This window comes from Pontivivens marinum (assembly GCF_900231835.1).
Lineage (GTDB): Bacteria > Pseudomonadota > Alphaproteobacteria > Rhodobacterales > Rhodobacteraceae > Pontivivens > Pontivivens marinum.
The window spans coordinates 761,598-778,840 of the sequence record NZ_OCTN01000001.1 but is presented as its reverse complement, the minus strand read 5'-3'; the positions used below and the strand labels follow the sequence as shown (position 1 = coordinate 778,840).

The 17,243-nt window shown below is 60.8% G+C and carries 16 protein-coding genes; 5 read left to right on the top strand and 11 right to left on the bottom strand.

Features of this window, described 5'->3' with window-relative positions:
- Nucleotides 1-6 precede the first annotated feature (6 nt).
- On the bottom strand, nt 7-1,986 hold the full coding sequence (locus CR254_RS03910; protein ID WP_097928480.1) for a peptidoglycan -binding protein: 1,980 nt from the start codon (nt 1,984-1,986) through the stop codon (nt 7-9).
- Nucleotides 1,986-3,119 (bottom strand): biopolymer transporter ExbB, encoded by a 1,134-nt coding sequence (locus CR254_RS03905; RefSeq protein ID WP_097928479.1) that lies wholly within the window; start codon nt 3,117-3,119, stop codon nt 1,986-1,988. Before CR254_RS03905 ends, CR254_RS03910 begins: the two co-directional genes overlap by 1 nt.
- 176 nt (nt 3,120-3,295) lie before the next feature.
- Here CR254_RS03905 and CR254_RS03900 point away from each other — a divergent pair, with 176 nt between their 5' ends.
- Nucleotides 3,296-4,414: a transporter substrate-binding domain-containing protein gene (locus CR254_RS03900; RefSeq protein WP_097928478.1), complete on the top strand. Its 1,119-nt coding sequence runs from the start codon at nt 3,296-3,298 to the stop codon at nt 4,412-4,414.
- Here CR254_RS03900 and CR254_RS03895 read toward each other — a convergent pair.
- Nucleotides 4,401-4,943 (bottom strand): gamma-glutamylcyclotransferase, encoded by a 543-nt coding sequence (locus tag CR254_RS03895; RefSeq protein ID WP_097928477.1) that lies wholly within the window; start codon nt 4,941-4,943, stop codon nt 4,401-4,403. The genes CR254_RS03900 and CR254_RS03895 overlap by 14 nt on opposite strands.
- A gap of 64 nt (nt 4,944-5,007) precedes the next feature.
- Here CR254_RS03895 and CR254_RS03890 point away from each other — a divergent pair, with 64 nt between their 5' ends.
- A complete protein-coding gene (locus CR254_RS03890; protein ID WP_097928476.1) occupies nt 5,008-6,015 on the top strand; it encodes a DUF2125 domain-containing protein in 1,008 nt (335 codons plus the stop codon).
- Here CR254_RS03890 and CR254_RS03885 read toward each other — a convergent pair.
- The 7 genes from CR254_RS03885 to rsmI are packed head-to-tail and all read right to left on the bottom strand — an operon-like array spanning nt 6,012 to nt 11,954.
- Nucleotides 6,012-6,923, bottom strand: a complete 912-nt coding sequence (locus CR254_RS03885) for a prephenate/arogenate dehydrogenase family protein (protein ID WP_097928475.1) — start codon at nt 6,921-6,923, stop codon at nt 6,012-6,014. The genes CR254_RS03890 and CR254_RS03885 overlap by 4 nt on opposite strands.
- Nucleotides 6,920-8,011, bottom strand: coding sequence for a histidinol-phosphate transaminase (gene hisC, locus CR254_RS03880; protein WP_097928474.1), 1,092 nt, complete (start codon nt 8,009-8,011; stop codon nt 6,920-6,922). Before hisC ends, CR254_RS03885 begins: the two co-directional genes overlap by 4 nt.
- A 48-nt stretch (nt 8,012-8,059) precedes the next feature.
- Nucleotides 8,060-8,989, bottom strand: a complete 930-nt coding sequence (locus CR254_RS03875; protein ID WP_097928473.1) for an alpha/beta hydrolase — start codon at nt 8,987-8,989, stop codon at nt 8,060-8,062.
- Nucleotides 8,989-9,933, bottom strand: coding sequence for a glutathione synthase (gene gshB, locus CR254_RS03870; RefSeq protein WP_097928472.1), 945 nt, complete (start codon nt 9,931-9,933; stop codon nt 8,989-8,991). The genes CR254_RS03875 and gshB overlap by 1 nt, the downstream gene beginning before the upstream one ends.
- Before the next feature lie 36 nt (nt 9,934-9,969).
- Nucleotides 9,970-10,572, bottom strand: a complete 603-nt coding sequence (locus CR254_RS03865; protein WP_097928471.1) for a BON domain-containing protein — start codon at nt 10,570-10,572, stop codon at nt 9,970-9,972.
- 28 nt (nt 10,573-10,600) lie between these two features.
- Nucleotides 10,601-11,068 carry a YraN family protein gene (locus CR254_RS03860; protein ID WP_097928470.1) on the bottom strand — a complete coding sequence of 156 codons (468 nt, stop codon included), beginning with the start codon at nt 11,066-11,068 and terminating at the stop codon, nt 10,601-10,603.
- Nucleotides 11,069-11,102: 34 nt separating this feature from the next.
- Nucleotides 11,103-11,954 (bottom strand): 16S rRNA (cytidine(1402)-2'-O)-methyltransferase, encoded by an 852-nt coding sequence (rsmI, locus tag CR254_RS03855; protein WP_097928469.1) that lies wholly within the window; start codon nt 11,952-11,954, stop codon nt 11,103-11,105.
- A 116-nt stretch (nt 11,955-12,070) separates the two neighbouring features.
- Between rsmI and CR254_RS03850 the strand changes: the two genes are divergently transcribed.
- Complete coding sequence (locus tag CR254_RS03850) at nt 12,071-13,294, top strand: penicillin-binding protein activator (RefSeq protein WP_097928468.1); 1,224 nt, start codon at nt 12,071-12,073, stop codon at nt 13,292-13,294.
- Between the two features lie 7 nt (nt 13,295-13,301).
- Nucleotides 13,302-16,055 (top strand): [protein-PII] uridylyltransferase, encoded by a 2,754-nt coding sequence (locus CR254_RS03845; protein WP_097928467.1) that lies wholly within the window; start codon nt 13,302-13,304, stop codon nt 16,053-16,055.
- 59 nt (nt 16,056-16,114) lie between these two features.
- Here CR254_RS03845 and CR254_RS03840 read toward each other — a convergent pair whose 3' ends face one another.
- Entirely contained in the window at nt 16,115-16,531 is a 417-nt protein-coding gene (locus CR254_RS03840; protein WP_097928466.1) for a MerR family transcriptional regulator, read from the bottom strand.
- 72 nt (nt 16,532-16,603) lie between these two features.
- Here CR254_RS03840 and CR254_RS03835 point away from each other — a divergent pair, with 72 nt between their 5' ends.
- Nucleotides 16,604-17,221 (top strand): cation efflux transmembrane domain-containing protein, encoded by a 618-nt coding sequence (locus tag CR254_RS03835; RefSeq protein WP_097928465.1) that lies wholly within the window; start codon nt 16,604-16,606, stop codon nt 17,219-17,221.
- Nucleotides 17,222-17,243 lie beyond the last annotated feature (22 nt).

Below are 17,243 nucleotides of genomic sequence, written 5' to 3'. Positions count from 1 at the left end.
TTCGTTTCAGCGTTCGGTGAACTTTAGCTCGATCCGGCGGTTGCGGGCCAATGCCTCGAAGCTGGACCCCTCATCCACCGGTTGGAATTCACCGTAACCTGCTGCGGCCAATCGGTCGGGCGCAATGCCCTCAACCTCCGCCAAATAGCGTACAACTGACAGGGCGCGGGCCTGACTCAGTTCCCAGTTATCGGCATATTCCGAGGTGACGCCGACAGGAATGCGGTCCGTGTGGCCGTTAACCTGTAGAATCCAGTCGATATCGGTGGGGATTTCATCGGTGATGCTTTGGATCACGCGGGCAACGCCGGTGATCTGTCCACGCCCGTCAAAGCCGAGCGAGGCGGAGCCGGGTTCGAACAGCACCTCGGACGAGAAGACGAAGCGGTCGCCAACGACGCGCACGCCCTCCTGACTGCCCAGAACCTCACGCATGCGGCCAAAGAATTCGGAGCGGTATTGGCGCAGTTGAACGGCTTCATCCTCCAGCTCCTCAGCACGGCGGCGCTGTTCGGCGGCGACTTGGGCGAGAGCGGTGTTGAGCTGGCTGCCCAATGCCTCGATCCGGACCTCGTTTTCAACGTCGCGGGCCTGTGCCTCATCCAGCAGGGATTGCAGGCTGGCGAGCTGTTGACGTAGGGCGGCGGATTGTTGGTTGAGCAGGGCGACCTGCCGCCGTGCCTCGGCCGTTTGGGTGCGCTGATCGGTCAGCAGGTTATTGGCCTGTGCCAGCAGGCCGCGCTGGCGCTCCAGCTCGCTCAACTCATCTGCGCGGGCCTGATCGACCAGTGACCGTGCGGATTCGGCGGCCGCCAGCAGGGTCAGCGTGTCCTCTGCCTCCTGCCGTTGCTGTTCCAGTGCGAGGGTCATGGCGGTCAGCTCGGTGTCGGATTCCTGCAATCGGGCGCGCAGGGCGGCGGTGGCAGCTTGCTCGGCCAGTAGCGCGCGTTCGCTTTCCGTTAGCTCGCCACCTGTTTCGGCGAGTTGCTGGCGCAGGCGTTCGGCGGCGGCGGCTTCCTCTAACCGTGCGCGCTCCTCATCGCTCAGCGCGGTTTGGGTTGTGTCTAGGCGTTCCTGTAGAGCGGCAATCGCGGCCTGTTCCTCGAGCCGTGCTTGCTCCTCCGCGCTCAGACGGGTTTGCAGGCCGTTGATTTCGGCGCGTAGATCTGTGCCCTCAGCGATCAGGGTGTCACGGCGGGTTTGCGTTTGCTCCAGGGCAGCGGCAAGGCTGGCGATGCGAGTGGCACGGCGTTCACCCTGTTCCATACTGTTTTCAAGCTGTTGGGACAGTTGGGCAAGGCTGGCCTGCTGCGCGGCGGATTGTGTTTCCAGATCGGCGATCATGGCCTCCAGCGCCTCACGCTGGGCGGCGGCGAGGCGGGCATTTTCTGTCCGCTCGTCAATCTCGGATCGTGCCTGTGCGAGGGCCAGTTGCAGGGCCTCCGCGCGGCTGATTTCCTGTGCGTTCACATCGCGCAGACGGGCGATTTCATCGTTCGAGGCGGTTAGCTCATCCGAGGTGGCGGCCAGTTGTTCCGCCCGCTCCGCGTTTTCATTACGGGACGAGGCCAGCGCCGTGTCCAAATCGGAGTTGCGGGCCAGAAGTGAGGCGACCTGAGCCTCGAAACTGGCGATACGTGTGGTGGCATCCGCAACATCGGCCTGTAGCGAGGCGATGGTCAGGCGGCGTGCCTCGGCCAATTGCTCGCTCTCGCTCAACGAACCGGTCAGGGTGTTCACCTCAGTCTCAAGCTGATCGGAGTTCTGCTGTTCCAGCCCCAATGCCTCGGCCAGTGTGGAGAGTTCGACCCCCAACTCGTTCAGGCGGCGATCCTGTCCGTTAATGGTTTCCTGCAATACGAATTGCATGACCATAAAGATGGTCAGCACGAACATCAGCACTAGTAGCAGCGCGGTCATCGCATCCACAAAACCGGGCCAGATATTTGCGGTGAACCCCTCGCCCGATCGGCGGCGCAGGGCCATCAGGCGCCCCTAAGCGCAGCGGCGACTGTCGCGATTTCGGCACGGATTTCCGTCACGCTGTCCTGACGGCCGGCGGAAAGCTCCTCAAGCACGCGCAGCAACTGCACGTCGATATTTTTCAGGCGCAGGCGGGTTTCGGCATCTAGCGCGCCGGTTTCCTCGTCTCGGGCCTCCATCAGAGTGATCAGACGGTCCTGTCCATCAGCGATGCGCAGCAGCGTGGGATCGGATGCGCCACGGCTATTGCCATCCATATTGTGGGCAATGGCGGACATGGTTGCGACCAGTTCGGCCATGCGTGCGCCATCCTCGACCCGACGTTCCTCGGCCCGATGCATCATTTCGCCCAGACCGGCCAGATCATAGGCAACGCCGACCTCACCATCGCCGCTATCCCCCTCACCACCGACGCCGATGCGGGTGATGGAGGACAGCCATTCCTCAAGCTCCATGTAGAACCGGTTCTGACCGTGGCCCGCGAACAGTTCCAACATGCCAACCACCAGCGATCCGGCAAGGCCCAGCAGCGACGACGCGAAGGCCGTGCCCATGCCGCCAAGCTGGCTTTCAAGGCCGCTCATCAGGCGTTCAAAGACGGCGATGCCTTCCTCACCATCGGTGGGGGCGAGGGACCGGATCGTTTCAACAACGGCGGGGACGGTCGTGGCGAGGCCGTAAAACGTGCCCAGCAGGCCCAGAAAAATCAGCAGATTGATGATGTAGCGCGTGATGTCGCGTGCCTCATCCAGTCGGGTTGCGACCGAATCAAGGATGGAGCGACTAGAATTTGCGGTCACGCCGCGGCGTGCGCGCTGGTCCTTGAGCAATGCCGCCAGTGAGGCCAGCAGCCGTGGTGATTGCACAAATTCGTGGCCCGGACGGTTCAGCGCGAACCCCTCGATCCAGTTGACGGAGCTGGTCAGTTGCAGCGCCTGCCAGAAACACGCCATCACGCCCAGGATAAAAACCGCGAGGATAAAGCCGTTTAGGTAGATATTGGCGAGGAAGATCGGCGCCACACTGCCATAGATCAGAAAGCCGCCAGCCCCTGCGAGGATGAGGATCAGCACCATCAACACGATCTGTCTGATCGGCTGTGAGAACTGTGGTTCTTTTTCTGTTTCGAGAAGCATTCCGAGCGCCCGCCTGTTTTTTCGCGATCCTACTCAGCTTATGCCGGTAATCCAATCTTATACTGCCCATTACGTTGATGAGCAGGCTGTGATGCCGGTAGGCTTGCCAAGACTAGCGCTTTCGTGTGCAAATGCGTACAGAACACGATGAAAGATAAAGTACTCAGGGGACAGCCGTGAAACAGAAGCTATTATCGTGCGCGGTTGGCGTCTCTGTTGCGTTTACCGCAACGACCGCATTGGCTCAAACAGCGTGTGAGCCATATACGATTCAGGTGGGCGACACCCTGCGCGGCATCAATATCCGGGCTTATGGGCACGACAATTTCCGTCCGCTTTATGAGGCTAATCAGTCGGTTATCGGACCTGATCCAAACCTGATCGAGGTTGGCAGCGTTCTGGATATTATTTGCGCACCGAGTGAGGCGCAGATCCCCGTTGTTGTTGCCCCTACGATTGTCGAGCCTGTGCCGACCGCACCAGAGCCTCGCCCAGAGGTTGTTTCGGAGCCGATTGTTTCGCCTAATCCTGAAGTGGTCGCGGAGCCGGAATCATCTGCGGAATTGGATGTTAGCTTCGTCACCTATGACGGAAATGCACCATATTCGGGCCGTGATTTGCCAAATGGCGGCTTGGCGACCGAGTTGTTGCAGACCGCATATCTGGATGTCGTGCCAAATGCGCAGATTGACGTAACGGTAGCGCGCGATCTGCCCGGCTTCCTGCGTGCGATGGGCAGTGAGGCATATGATATCGGCTTTCCGTCGATCCGCCCCGATTGCAACGTGATCGAAACCTTGGCGGTGGAGATGATCGAGCTGTGCGCGAAATACGCCTTCTCGCAGCCGTTCCATGAGATTCAGATGACTGGCTGGACCCTAACGGGCAGCCCTGTCACCGGCGCTACGGATCCATCCGATCTAAGCCGTTCGCGCATTTGCCGTCCTGAAAACCTGTTTACCTTTGATCTGGATGCGGATCGTTTGCCCGGTCGTCGTGGATCGCTAACCACGCCTGCGAATGCGGCGGCCTGTTTCGAGGCACTGGCAAGCGGTCAGGTTGATGTGGTCAGCCTGCCCCGTTCGGATGCGCAAGCCGCGATCGCAACATCGGGTCTGGCCGGGCGTGTCGCACCGGTTCCCGCGTTGGAGCGTGGCGTGACCCTGCATGCGGTTGCCAACCAGTCCAATCCGGCGGGCGTTGCCGCGATTTCTCGCATCAACCGTGGTTTGGCTGGAATGCGGTCCGATGGATCGTGGTTCCGCATCGTCGCGCGACAGCTTAGCGGAGGTTAAGCCCGCTTACCATTTCCTCTAGCGTGTGCAGTTCGTCATCTGCGATGTTCTGCTCACGCAATGCGGCCACTGTCGCGCTGAGGTAATCGGTGTTCGGGCCGCGCCCGCCAACCGCCCGCGCAATGATTTCGGCCTGCTGTGGCAGTGTCAGGTCACGCGCATATTGGACATGGTTCAAGTCCATCACATAGGTTAGCGCCTGAACCATGCGCCCATCGGCCAGTTGCACGGGGCAGACCCGCTCCAGATAAGCATCAGTGACCAATTCACGCGCGCGCAGATAGGCCAGTGTTTCCTGCGCATGGGCGGGGGTCGCCCGCAGGGCAACGCCGTGGCAGGTGGACATGGGCATTTCCTCTAGCGCAAGGACCAGACCGGGTTCCTCGGGCGTGCCGCGATGCTCAACCGAATGCATACAGAATGACCGGCGATACCCGTGCAGGGTCGCAACCTGCCGGTCATCATGTTCAAAACCGGGATTCCACATCAGCGATCCGTAGCCGAACACCCATAAATCTTGCATATCCATTGAACTTCCTCCAAGCCGCGCCAAGCTATAGGCCCTTGGGGCCGCAGGATCGAGAGGGATCATCATGTCGTTCAGAGCTATCATTGCCATTGTCGTGATCGCCGTAATCGGGTGGTCGGGCTATTGGTGGGTTAATGCCAGCCTGCGTCGCGATGCGGTCGAGACGTGGTTTGCCGAACGGCAGGCGGATGGTTGGGTCGCGGATTACGCGGATTTGCGCATCACCGGCTTTCCCAATCGGGTGGATACGATCCTGACCGATGTGGAACTGGCTGATCCTGATAGCGGCTGGATGTGGCAGGGCCCACGGTTCGAGATGCTAACGCTGAGCTATCAACCGTTCGAGATTATCGCCGTCTGGCCGGGGCAGCATCAGCTTGCCTCGCCCTATCAACGCATCACGGTCGAGGGCGATTTGCTGCGCGCCTCGCTGGCCGTATCGGCAAATGGCCGGTTTGAACTGAACCGATCACGGGTTGAGGGGCGGGATGTGACCTTTACCAGCACCGCAGGTTGGGTGGTTGAGGTGCCGGAACTGTTCATGGCAACGGAACAACCAGAGGGCGTTAGCGATGCGACGCAGCACCGTATGGGCCTGACCTTAACGAATTTGATGATGTCGTCGGACCTAAAGGACCGGTTCGATCCTGCCGATATTCTGCCCGAACGTGTGGATAGCGTGCATGTGGATGCGGTGGCCGGGTTCGAGATGCCCATCAGCCTCAGCAATCTGGAACGTGATCGTCCTATGCTGGATGCACTGGATATCGCCGATGTCAGCGCGGCTTGGGGGCAGTTGGATATGCGGGCGCAGGGGGCGGTTCAGGCCGATGCGGCCGGTCTGGCCGAGGGGAACCTGAACGTGCGTCTGCGCAATTGGGAGGACATGCTGGACCTTGCCGTGGTGAACGGTGCGCTGGATGAAACGGCAGCGCGTACGGCCAGCTTTGGCCTAGGGCTGTTGGCAGCGGCGGATGGGGATCGTGCGTCACTGGCCGCGCCGCTGACCTTTCGCGATGGGCGGACACGGATTGGTCCGCTCAGCCTAGGGCCAGCGCCGCGCCTGCATTAATCTGATCGGGTGCGTCCGAAATCGGGCGCATCCGTATCCTGACCGGCATCCAGAATACCGCGCCGGATTGCTCGGGTGCGGGTGAAGTAATCGAACAGCAACTCACCGTCCCCCTTGCGGATCGCGCGTTGCAGGGCGAACAGCTCCTCGGTGAAGCGGCCCAGAATTTCCAGCGTTGCGGCCTCGTTATTCAGGAACACATCGCGCCACATCGTCGGGTCAGATGCGGCGATCCGCGTGAAATCACGAAAACCAGCGGCGGAATATTTGATGACCTCGGAATTGGTCACCCGCCGCAAATCATCCGCAACGCCAACCATTGTGTAGGCGATGATGTGGGGCACATGGCTGGTCACGGCCAGAACGCGGTCGTGATGTTCGGCGTCCATCTGCTCCACCTTCGCGCCCATCTGTTCCCAGAAATCACGGTAGCGGGCGACCTCATTCACAGGCGCGGCATCGGTGGGGGTCAGCAGGCAAAAGCGGTTGTCGAACAAGGTGGCAAAGCCTGCCTCGGGGCCGGAATGTTCCGTTCCTGCCAACGGGTGCGCGGGGATAAAGATTACGCCATCGGGCAGGTGCGGGGATACGGCATCAATCACCGCCTGCTTGACCGAACCCACGTCTGAGATAACACATCCCGCCTTTAGATGCGGACCGATTTGCGCGGCGACGGCCGCCATGGCACCCACCGGCACGCATAGGATCACCAGATCGGCATCCTTTACCGCCTGTTCAGGTGTTTCGAAAACCTCATCCACCAGCCCGATTTTCTGTGCGGTTTCCCGCGTTTGGGCGGTGCGGGCTGTACCCACAACCGTTTCTGCCAAGCCGCGCCGTTTTGCGGCCAGCGCAATCGAGCCGGCAATCAGGCCCAGACCAATCAGGGCAACACGTTTGTAGATCATCGGCTCGCCATAAATTGTGTCAGGGTATCGGCCACTGCGCGGGTTGCAGTTTCATCGCCAATGGTGATGCGTAAACATCCCGGCAGGTTATAGCCCTGCACGTCGCGCACGATCAGGCCGCGCTTGCGTAATGCCTCATCCGCGGCGTGCGCTGTCGCTGCATCTGGGAAACGGGCGCAAATGAAATTGCCGTGGGACGGGTCGCTGGGGATGCCTGCGCGGGCCAGTTGGCGGGCCAGCCATTCGCGCCAGACCTCGTTCTGGATGACGCAGTGCTCGGTCCATTCGGTGTCGCGCACCGCAACCTCCGCCGCAGCCAGCGCCGCAGAAGTTACGTTGAACGGGCCACGCACACGGCCCAGCACGTCGATCACATGTTCCGGTCCGAAGGCCCAGCCAACGCGTAGCGCGCCAAGGCCGTAAACCTTGGAGAAGGTGCGGGTCATCACCACGTTTTCACGCTGTTTCACCAGCGAGGCATAGCCGTCATAGCCCGGTTCGCGCACGAATTCCGCATAGGCGCCATCCATCACCAACAGAACATGTGGCGGCAGGCTGTCGGCCAAACGCTCGATTTCTGCATCGGGGATCAGGGTGCCGGTGGGGTTGTTCGGGTTGGCCACGAACATCAGGCGCGTGCGATCGGTCACGGCGGCCAGCAGGGCGTCCACGTCGGTGTGGCGGGTATCCTCCTTGACCACAACGGGGGTGGAGCCTGCGACCTTGGCATAGATCGCGTACATCGCGAATCCGTGCTCGGTGTGCACAATCTCCGTGCCCTGTCCGGCATAGGCCTGACACAGCAGGCTTAGAATCTCGTCCGAGCCAGCACCGCAAATGATGCGATCCGCGTGCAGCCCGTGCACATCGGCAATGGCCTGACGCAGCGCGGTGTGCCCGCCATCAGGGTATGTGGCCAGATTGCCCGAAATCTCACGATAGGCCTCAACCGCGCGGGGGCTGGGGCCCAGCAGGTTTTCGTTCGAGGACAGCTTGGTCACATGGTTCGCGCCGTGGGTCTTGCCCTCTCCACCCACATAGGGCGTGACGGACATGATGCCGGGTTGTGCGCTGATTTGATGTGCCATTGGTGTTTCCTCGCGTCGAAGGGTGTCCTGCGATCCCTACCGCGAGTGTCAGGCAGTTTCCAGTGGCTCGACATCCAGATGGTAACGAAGAAACGCCGAGGCCGCATTTAGGGCCTCATCCGCCTCGGGCAGGTGGGCGTGCAGGTGTTGCCAGCAATGCGGCGTCTTTTCCCAGTAATCCACCTGCACATCGACACCCTGCGCGCTGAGCGTGACGGCCATGGCGCGGGTGTCATCCTCCAGAATTTCGGCGCGGCTGGCTTGCAGCAGGACCGGCGGCGCGCCGTCAAAGGTGCCATTCACCGGTGAAGCGCGTGGATCAGTGGGGGTGGTTGTGCCCAGATAGGCATCGCGTGCCTCTGCCACGCGGCTGGCGGGCAGCATAACCTCACGCCGCGCATTGCGGGTGTGGCTTTCGCCGGACAGTGTCAGGTCCGTCCACGGGCTGAACCCAACGGCACAGCATGGATAGGGCAGGTCGGTCGTGCCGCATAGGTGCAACAGCGCCATAGCCAGTCCGCCGCCCGCACTGTCGCCCAGCAGGGCAATATCCTGCGGCGCATGGCCGATCTCCAGCAGGTGGCGGTAACAGGCCAAGGCATCATCAATCGCGGCAGGAAAGGGGTTATCCGGTGCCAGACGGTAATCCGGTACCAGAACCCGCGCTTTGGTGCGGTGAGCCAATGCAGCCGCAAGCGGGCGATGCGATCTGCTGCTGCCAAAGACATATGCCCCGCCATGCAGCAGCAGGATTACCTTGTCCCGCCGCGCCTGTCCGTTGCTGATCCACACCCCGTCTAGGCACCCTGTCAGGGTGGGGATGCGGACAGGGTTCACATGGGTGCCGGCTGGCTCGCTCAATCGGGCGGCCTGCCGGTCGGTTCGTTCGTTCAGCAGGTCGTAATCCTGTACTCGGGCAAGGTAGGGTTGCTCGATATAGCGGAAATACAGGTTTACGAGGGCCAGCCGAAACGACATCAGGCAGCGCGCCGCCGCTCGATTGCTTCCCAAATTTTTGCGGTGACATTGGTGTCGTCGAAACGCTCCAGCTCCTGCAAGCCGGTGGGAGAGGTCACGTTGATCTCGGTCAGCCAGTCGCCAATCACGTCGATGCCGACAAATATCTGGCCCTTTTCGCGCAGGGTCGGCCCGATAGCGGCGCAAATTTCACGATCACGCTTGGTCAGTTCCACCTTCTCTGGCCGTCCGCCGACATGCATGTTGGACCGGGTTTCACCCGCAGCAGGCACGCGGTTGATCGCGCCGACGGGTTCGCCATCGACCAGGATCACACGCTTGTCGCCCTTACTAACCGCTGGCAGGAATTTCTGCATGATCAGCGGTTCGCGGTTGATGCCGGAAAACAGCTCGTGCAGCGAGGACAGGTTGCGATCCTCGGGCGTCAGGCGGAACACGCCCGCGCCGCCATTACCGTAGAGCGGCTTGAGGATAACGTCGCCATGCTCCGCCTTGAACCCGCGCAGCGTGTCGAGGTCGCGCGCGATCAGGGTTGGCGGGGTCAGGTGCGGGAATTGCAGGACCAGCAGCTTCTCAGGATAGTTCCGTACCCAAGTCGGGTCATTCACCACCAGCGTGCCGGGGTGAATGAAATCGAGCAGGTGGGTCGTCGTGATATAACCCATGTCAAAGGGCGGGTCCTGCCTCAGCCAGACCACGTCCATATCGCCGAGGTCTACCTCAACCATTTCACCCGCTTGCATGTGGTTGCCATGCTCACGGCTGATCACAACGTGGCGCCCCTTGGCCAACACGCGGCCCTCGCGCCAGCTCAGCTTATCCGGCGTATAATAGAACAGCGAATGACCGCGGGCCTGTGCCTCCTCCATGATGCGAAAACTGCTATCGGCATTGATGTCGACATTTTCGAGGGGGTCCATCTGAACCGCGACCTTGAGAGGCATTTCGTGTCCTTTCGGCTGCCCGAAACCCGAATGGGTTCAGGTATTATCCCGCCGCCGCCGTGGGTCGGTCGTCAGCAATACGTGGCTGATCACCTGCTGCACGCCAGAAACCTGCGAGGCGATCTGTGTGACGCGCTGCAATTCTGCTGTGCTGCGGGCCAAGCCCATCACATGTACGGTGCGGTTAACCGTTTCAATATCGTAATTCACAGAAACAATATCCTCGGCTCCCAGCAGGCGTGCGCTGATTTCCGTATCGATGCGGGTATCGGTGGCCACATCGCGCCAGCCGCGATCCGCGACGATCAGCTCGTTGATGACCTCTCGCACATCGGCAATGCCCGCAGCGATCTGTCCGACACGTTCGCGATCCTGTGCGGTGGAGACTGCGCCCAGCAGGACAACGCGCCCCTCGGTCACGCTGGTTTCAACCTGGCTAAACAGGGTGCTGTCCTGCTGTAGCAGGGCGTCGCTGATCCGTACCTTGATCTCGGCATCGGTCAGGGCCTCACCCGCGCTGCGCGCCTGCGCCGTTGTGATGGCACCGGTCGCGATGCCGCCAACAATAACCGGTGCGCATGCGCCCAGTAGCATCGTGCCAGCAAGGGCTGCCACCCGCATTCCATTCCGCAAAAACATTATCTCGCCCTTTTCAAGCCTACAGACACTACCTCAAAAACAAGTGGGCATTCTCAACAACCTGCATCTGGCCAGTGCGATCCATCAGGACCGCATCAAAGCGCATGTCGGTCGTGGCGCCCACGTTGTTTTCCATCATATATCTGTTTGCTGCGCGCTCCAAGCGTTGCCATTGGCGTGGGGTGATTGAATGTGCTGCCTCATCTATCGTGCGGCGGGATTTCACCTCACAAAACACGATCTGTTCGTTTAGCCAGAAGATCAGGTCGATCTCCCCCTCACGCACGCGGTAGCGTTGATGCAGCAACCGTGCGCCGCGCGCCAGATAGGCCTGTAGGGCGGCTTCCTCGGCCAAATGACCGGTTTCATAGGCGATTGCCCCGCGCCGCTGACGGGCGGATTTAGCTGGTGGGCGTGCGGCATGGGCGTGGGACGCAGAATCGGTGGGTGCCGTCAGTTCGGGTAGGAAGTCGAGTTGGCGCGGGTTTTGGCTCATTCCCGTAGGGTTTCACCTTTTGGTGAACAAACCCCTAATCGTCCTTTAGCTCCAGCGCGCGGCGATACACGTCACGGCGGGGCAGGCCGGTTGCCTGTGCAACGGCATCAGCCGCATCGCGGATGCGCAGGGTTTCCAGCGCCTTGCGCAACATGTCGTCGATATCGTCGGGGTTGTGACGCTCACCATCAGGCGGGCCGACAACGATAACGACTTCGCCCTTGGGCGATGGCTCGTTTGCATAGGCCTCGGCCAGTTCACAAATCGTGCCGCGGCGAATTTCCTCGAACCGTTTGGTCAGCTCACGACAGACAGCGAGGTGTCGCGTTTCCCCTAGGGTCTTCGCCATATCGGCCAACATCGAGGCCAGTCGCTTGGGGCTTTCGTAAAACACCAAGGTCGCAGGAACCTGCCCGAATGTGCTGAGGAACGTCCGCCGCGCTGCCTGCTTTTGCGGGGCAAATCCGGCAAACAGAAACCGGTCAGTCGGCAGGCCCGCCACGGTTAGTGCCGCCAAAACGGCCGAGGCACCGGGGGCCGCGCGCACGACGTGCCCCTCCTCAATCGCGGTGCGGGCCAACTGGAAACCGGGATCGGCGACCAGCGGCGTCCCCGCATCCGACGCATAGGCCACGCTTTTCCCGTCGGCCAAGGCGGCCATCAGGCGTGGCCGCATCGAGGGGCCGTTATGGTCGTGATAGGGCAGGACCGTGCGACCGGCCAGCGGCACGCCGTGGATCTCCATCAAGTGGCGCAGGGTACGTGTATCCTCGGCGGCGAGAACATCGGCTTCGCGCAAGATATCCAGCGCGCGCAGCGTGATGTCACGGGCCGCACCGATGGGCGTTGCGACAAGGTGCAATGCAGCCTCTGGTCCTTTGGCCATAATCGGTTCCTTCCCTACGTTATTTTGCCGGATCGAAAACACTGGTGTTGTCCGGTGGGGTCGCCGTACTACACTTTGTGTCAATCTGTCATCCCGAAGCATCCGTGAGGTTCTAAATGTCCGTTCTGTCCCAATTGCCTGCCCGACTGGCCCGAACCGCCGGTGCGACATTGCTGGGGCTCGCGGCGCTGACCGCATGTGCCCCTACGGTTGCTACCGGTCCGACAACCCCTGTTGAGCCTGCCGAGCCGGTCATCCCCCAACCGGGTGAGATTGCAATGACCGGTCCCGTGCGCGTTGCGCTGCTGGTCCCGACGGGCAGTGGCGATGCGGATCGCAACGCACTGGGCAATGCGCTGGAGCGGGCGGCACGCCTTGCCCTGACGGATCGGCCCGGTTCCAGTATCGAGCTGACGGTCCTGTCCACAGGTGGCGACCCGACCATGGCGGCCACTGCGGCGACGCAGGCTGTCGCGATGGATGCGGATCTGATTGTCGGTCCGCTCTTTTCCGGTTCCGTTTCGGCGGTTGGCCCCATCGCGCAGCAGGCTGGCATTCCGGTGCTGTCCTTCTCGAACAACGCAGCGGTTGGCGGGGATAACGTCTATGTTCTGGGCCGGACATTCGGCACCAGCGCACGGCGTCTGGTGTCCTTTGCTGCGGCACAGGGCCTGCGCAATACCGGCCTGATCCACACGCAGGATGCTGAGGGGCGGGCCGCCCTTGCCGCTGTTCAAACCGCGGCGACAGAAAGCGGCGCGCAACTGGTTGCCGTTGCATCCTACCCGCGTTCGCGTGAGGGGATTCCAGCGGCTGCGGAATTCTTTACCAACCAGATGTTGCGCGCAGGCGTTGATAATCTGCTGCTGTCTGATCGGGGCACTGGCCTGATTTATGCGGCGTCCTTTCTGCCATTTCACGGCATGAATGTGACCACGACACAGATCATGGGCCTACAGGAACTGACCGGTGGCGCAATCTCGGCCGAGCGTGCGCTGGAGGGGGCATGGTACACCGTGATTGATGAATCCGCTGTCGCCGCATTCAACAATCGCTACGCTTCGCAATACGGTTCTGCGCCGCATTCCCTTGCGAGCCTAGCGTATGATGGTATTGCTGCTGCGGACACATTGGTCGCGGATGCGCGGGCCAGTCAGAATCCGCGGGCGTTCGATGCGTCCAACCTGACCCGCTCCGCAGGTTTCACCGGGGCGGAGGGGACGTTCCGGTTCCGCCCAGATGGCGGTACGGATCGCGCCCTTGCGATCATGGAAGTGACCCGTGACGGACCCCAGCTTGTTGATCCCGCCCCCGGAGCACGCACTTTCGCCGGTCTCTGACACGGCTATGACCGATCCGTCGGCCAGTGCATTTGAACTGCCCGATAAGATTATCGACCCCGAGGCGCTGCTTGCCAAAATGCAGGGCGCCTCGGACGTTGAAAGCCAGCGTGAAAGCATCGTCGCAATTCTGGCCGAGGCACGGGATGAGGGGCGCGCGCGTATTTCCGCAGCCCTCGCCGATGGGCCGCTTTGTGGGCCTGAGGCAGCACATGCCTATTCGCGCCTGACCGATGGCTTGGTACGCGCCGCGATGGACGCAGCCGCTCGTTGGCTGCATCCCAACCCCACCCCGACGGAGGGCGAGCGCATTGCCGTTCTGGCCGTTGGCGGGTTCGGACGGGGCGAAATGGCACCTTTCTCCGATGTCGATCTGCTGTTCCTGACCCCCTATAAGCAAACCGCATGGGGTGAGAGCCTGATCGAGGCGGTTCTATACGTCCTGTGGGATCTGAAAATGAAGGTCGGCCAGTCCGTGCGCACGGTCGATCAGTGCTTGCGGTTGGGCCGTGACGACATGACGATCCGCACCTCGCTGCTGGAACGTCGCCTGATCTGGGGGGATGAAACCCTGTCGGCGGAGCTGGATGACCGCATCTGGCCCGAGCTGTTCCGCGATACCGGCCCTGAATTTGTTGAGGCAAAGCTGGCGGAGCGTGAGTCGCGTCATGAACGCAATGGCGGTTCGCGCTATTTGGTTGAGCCGAATGTAAAGGAGAGCAAGGGCGGTCTGCGCGATCTTCAGGCGCTGTATTGGATCGAGAAGTATCTATACGATGTTGATGATCCCGAATCCCTGATTGCCAAGGGTGTTTTCACCGCAGATGAATTCGCGATCTTTACCGCAGCGGAGAGTTTTCTGTGGTCTGTGCGTTGTCATCTGCACCTTGCCGCAGGGCGCGCGAACGAGCATCTCAGCTTTGACATTCAGGTCGAAGTGGCCGCCGCAATGGGGTTCGAGGATGTTGAGGGCCAGCGCGCGGTTGAGCGGTTCATGCAGGTTTACTTCCTGCACGCCCGTTCGGTGGGCGAGCTGAGCCGCATCTTCCTCGTCGCGCTGGAGGCCCAGCATATTAAGGCGAAACCGTCGCTGGGCCGTGCCATTCGCGGGTTTTTCGGACGCGATGCGGATACAACGCCGGATGGATTTACGCTGCTGGACGGTCGCTTGACGGCTGCTGACCCTGATACGTTTTTGCGTGATCCCGTCAACCTGCTGAAACTGTTCAAGATCAGCCTGGAGGTGGACGCCATGATCCACCCCGATGCGTTGCGATTGGCCACGGCTAATCTGGACCGGTTGGAGGAAATCCGTGGCGATAAGCAGGCCAATGCGATCTTCCTCGATATCCTGCTGGGGCACTCGAATCCTGAGCGTGGGCTGCGCCGAATGAACGAAACCGGTGTTTTGGGCGCGTTTTTGCCTGAATTCGGCCGGATCGTGGCGATGATGCAGTTCAACATGTATCACCATTACACGGTGGACGAACATACGATCACTTGCCTATCGGTTATGTCGCGGATCGAGCGGGAAATCCTCAAGGATGAACTGCCCTATGCCACTGCGATCATGAGCGGAGTCGTTAATCGGCGTGCGCTTTATGTCGCTATGTTGCTGCATGATATCGGTAAGGGCTTGCCGCAGGATCACTCGATCATCGGTGCCGAAATGGCGGCGGAGATTTGCCCGCGCCTCGGCTTGGATGAGGCGGATACGCAAACGGTGGTATGGCTGGTGCGCAACCACCTGTTGATGAGCGATACTGCGCAAAAGCGTGATATTTCCGATGCCCGCACAGTTAGTGATTTCGCCAGTGCAGTTGCCAGCCAGGAGCGGTTGAAGCTTCTGCTTGTTTTGACGGTTTGTGATATTCGCGGTGTTGGGCCGGATACTTGGAGTAACTGGAAGGCGACATTGCTACGGCAGTTGTATTCTGCGGCTAAAGATTACTTGACTGACGGAATTGATAGCCCCAGCCGCCATCAGCGTGAGGAAGAGGCCAAGGCGGCGCTGGTCGCAGGCATCCCTGATCTGCCCGCAGATTTCATCGCGCAGGAGCTGGAGCGGCACTATACGCCGTACTGGTTGGGCCTGCCGACGGTGACGCATATTTGCGTTGCGCGGATGATTGGTGAGGTGGATGATGGGGCCATTGCCAGTGATTTTACTGAAGATTCTGAACGGGATGCGACCCGTGTGACCTTTGCCCACACCGATCATCCGGGCGCGTTTGCGCGTATGGCAGGTGCATTGGCGATGGTGGGGGCGAATGTGCTGGATGCGCGCAGTTACACCACCTCGGACGGGTATGCGACATCGGTATTCTGGATACAGGATATTGAAGGGCATCCCTATGAATCGCACCGTCTGGACCGGTTGCGGACCACGGTTCGGCGCACCCTGATGGGCGAGGTTCTGGCGCGTAAGGAGTTGGAAACGCGGGATAAAATAAAGCGTCGTGAGCGTGATTTTGTTGTGCCGACCAACATCACCTTCGACAATTCGGGATCGGATCTGTTCACCATTGTTGAGGTGGATACACGCGACCGGCCCGGATTGCTGCATGACCTGACGCGAGAACTGGCGACCTGTAACGTCAACATCTTCTCGGCCATCATAGCGACTTACGGTGAGCAGGCGGTTGATACCTTCTATATCAAGGATCTGTTCGGGATGAAGTTGTCCTCGGAATCCAAGCGGCGTCAGGTGGAAACAGCCCTGCGTGCGGCCGTGATGCGGCGGCCCGAGGGAACCATGTAAAGGGCGGGCTGCGAAGCGGCTGCTGTGCGGCTGCGCACTAAAACGCTCGGGTATTGGGGCTAATGTTCCGTCACGCAGTGGTCATGGTCGGCCAGTGCGGCCATGACGTGGCATTTATCCAAGGTGCCTGTACCCGAGCAACCCGAGACGATGCGGTCCAGCTCCACCTCCAGCCGTTGCAATCGGGCGAGGCGGGCGCGGACATCGGCCAGTTGGTCGCGGGCGATTTGCGAGGCACCGGCGCAGGGCTGATCGGGATGCGCGCCGAGCGAGATCAGCTCAGCTATCGCCTCAATCGTGAAGCCCAGATCGCGGGCATGGCGGATGAAGGTCAGCCGGTCCAGCGCCGCCGCGCCATAGCGACGTTGATTGCCCGCCGTGCGTTCGGCGGGGGCCAGCAGGCCCATATCCTCGTAATAGCGGATGGTCGGAACCTTGACCCCTGTGCGGTCTGACATTGCGCCGATAGAAAACATGAAATGACCCCTTGAACCTCTAGTCCCTAGAGGAATTATGTTGCTGGCTGACATATAATGCGGGAGTCCATCATGTCAGCAGGATGCTGTAATAATAACGCTACTTTCGACGGGTTATCTGCCGATTACAAACGCCGCCTATGGCTGGTTATTGCGATCAACGCAGTGATGTTTGTGGTGGAAATGGGGGCCGGACATGCGGCCCGATCGCAGGCATTGCAGGCCGATGCGCTGGATTTTCTGGCCGATGCGGCGACATATGGCCTGTCACTTGCGGTGATCGGGGCGTCGGTGCAGGTGCGCAGTTCCGCCGCGATGGTCAAGGGCGTTAGCCTGCTGGCAATCGGCGCATGGGTTCTGGCATCGACTATCTATCAAGTGTTCGTTCAGGGCGTGCCCGAGGCGGAGGTCATGGGAATCATCGGGTTCCTGGCTCTGGTGGCGAATCTGGCCAGTGTTGCCCTGTTGGTGCGGTACAAGGATGGCGACGCGAATGTGCGCTCCGTTTGGTTATGTTCGCGCAATGATGCTATTGGCAATGTTGCCGTTATGATCGCGGCCTTGGGCGTTTGGGGCACCTCTAGCGGCGCGCCTGATTTGATCGTGGCGGGGATCATGGCGGCGCTGTTCACCACATCGGCGGTGCAAATCCTGCGGCAGGCCATCGTGGAGCGGCGCGTAACTGCGTGACCCCCTTACGGTAGCCAATAAA

Excerpts from the sequence above, each read along its gene's own strand:
- gshB (WP_097928472.1), bottom strand. The coding sequence starts at position 9,933 with ATGCCTCTCAAGGTCGCGGTTCAGATGGACCCCCTCGAAAATGTCGAC.
- CR254_RS03890 (WP_097928476.1), top strand. The coding sequence starts at position 5,008 with ATGTCGTTCAGAGCTATCATTGCCATTGTCGTGATCGCCGTAATCGGG.
- CR254_RS03850 (WP_097928468.1), top strand. The coding sequence starts at position 12,071 with ATGTCCGTTCTGTCCCAATTGCCTGCCCGACTGGCCCGAACCGCCGGT.
- CR254_RS03865 (WP_097928471.1), bottom strand. The coding sequence starts at position 10,572 with ATGTTTTTGCGGAATGGAATGCGGGTGGCAGCCCTTGCTGGCACGATG.
- CR254_RS03840 (WP_097928466.1), bottom strand. The coding sequence starts at position 16,531 with ATGTTTTCTATCGGCGCAATGTCAGACCGCACAGGGGTCAAGGTTCCG.
- rsmI (WP_097928469.1), bottom strand. The coding sequence starts at position 11,954 with ATGGCCAAAGGACCAGAGGCTGCATTGCACCTTGTCGCAACGCCCATC.
- CR254_RS03885 (WP_097928475.1), bottom strand. The coding sequence starts at position 6,923 with ATGATCTACAAACGTGTTGCCCTGATTGGTCTGGGCCTGATTGCCGGC.
- CR254_RS03860 (WP_097928470.1), bottom strand. The coding sequence starts at position 11,068 with ATGAGCCAAAACCCGCGCCAACTCGACTTCCTACCCGAACTGACGGCA.
- CR254_RS03910 (WP_097928480.1), bottom strand. The coding sequence starts at position 1,986 with ATGGCCCTGCGCCGCCGATCGGGCGAGGGGTTCACCGCAAATATCTGG.
- CR254_RS03895 (WP_097928477.1), bottom strand. The coding sequence starts at position 4,943 with ATGGATATGCAAGATTTATGGGTGTTCGGCTACGGATCGCTGATGTGG.
- hisC (WP_097928474.1), bottom strand. The coding sequence starts at position 8,011 with ATGGCACATCAAATCAGCGCACAACCCGGCATCATGTCCGTCACGCCC.
- CR254_RS03875 (WP_097928473.1), bottom strand. The coding sequence starts at position 8,989 with ATGTCGTTTCGGCTGGCCCTCGTAAACCTGTATTTCCGCTATATCGAG.
- CR254_RS03835 (WP_097928465.1), top strand. The coding sequence starts at position 16,604 with ATGTCAGCAGGATGCTGTAATAATAACGCTACTTTCGACGGGTTATCT.
- CR254_RS03845 (WP_097928467.1), top strand. The coding sequence starts at position 13,302 with ATGACCGATCCGTCGGCCAGTGCATTTGAACTGCCCGATAAGATTATC.
- CR254_RS03905 (WP_097928479.1), bottom strand. The coding sequence starts at position 3,119 with ATGCTTCTCGAAACAGAAAAAGAACCACAGTTCTCACAGCCGATCAGA.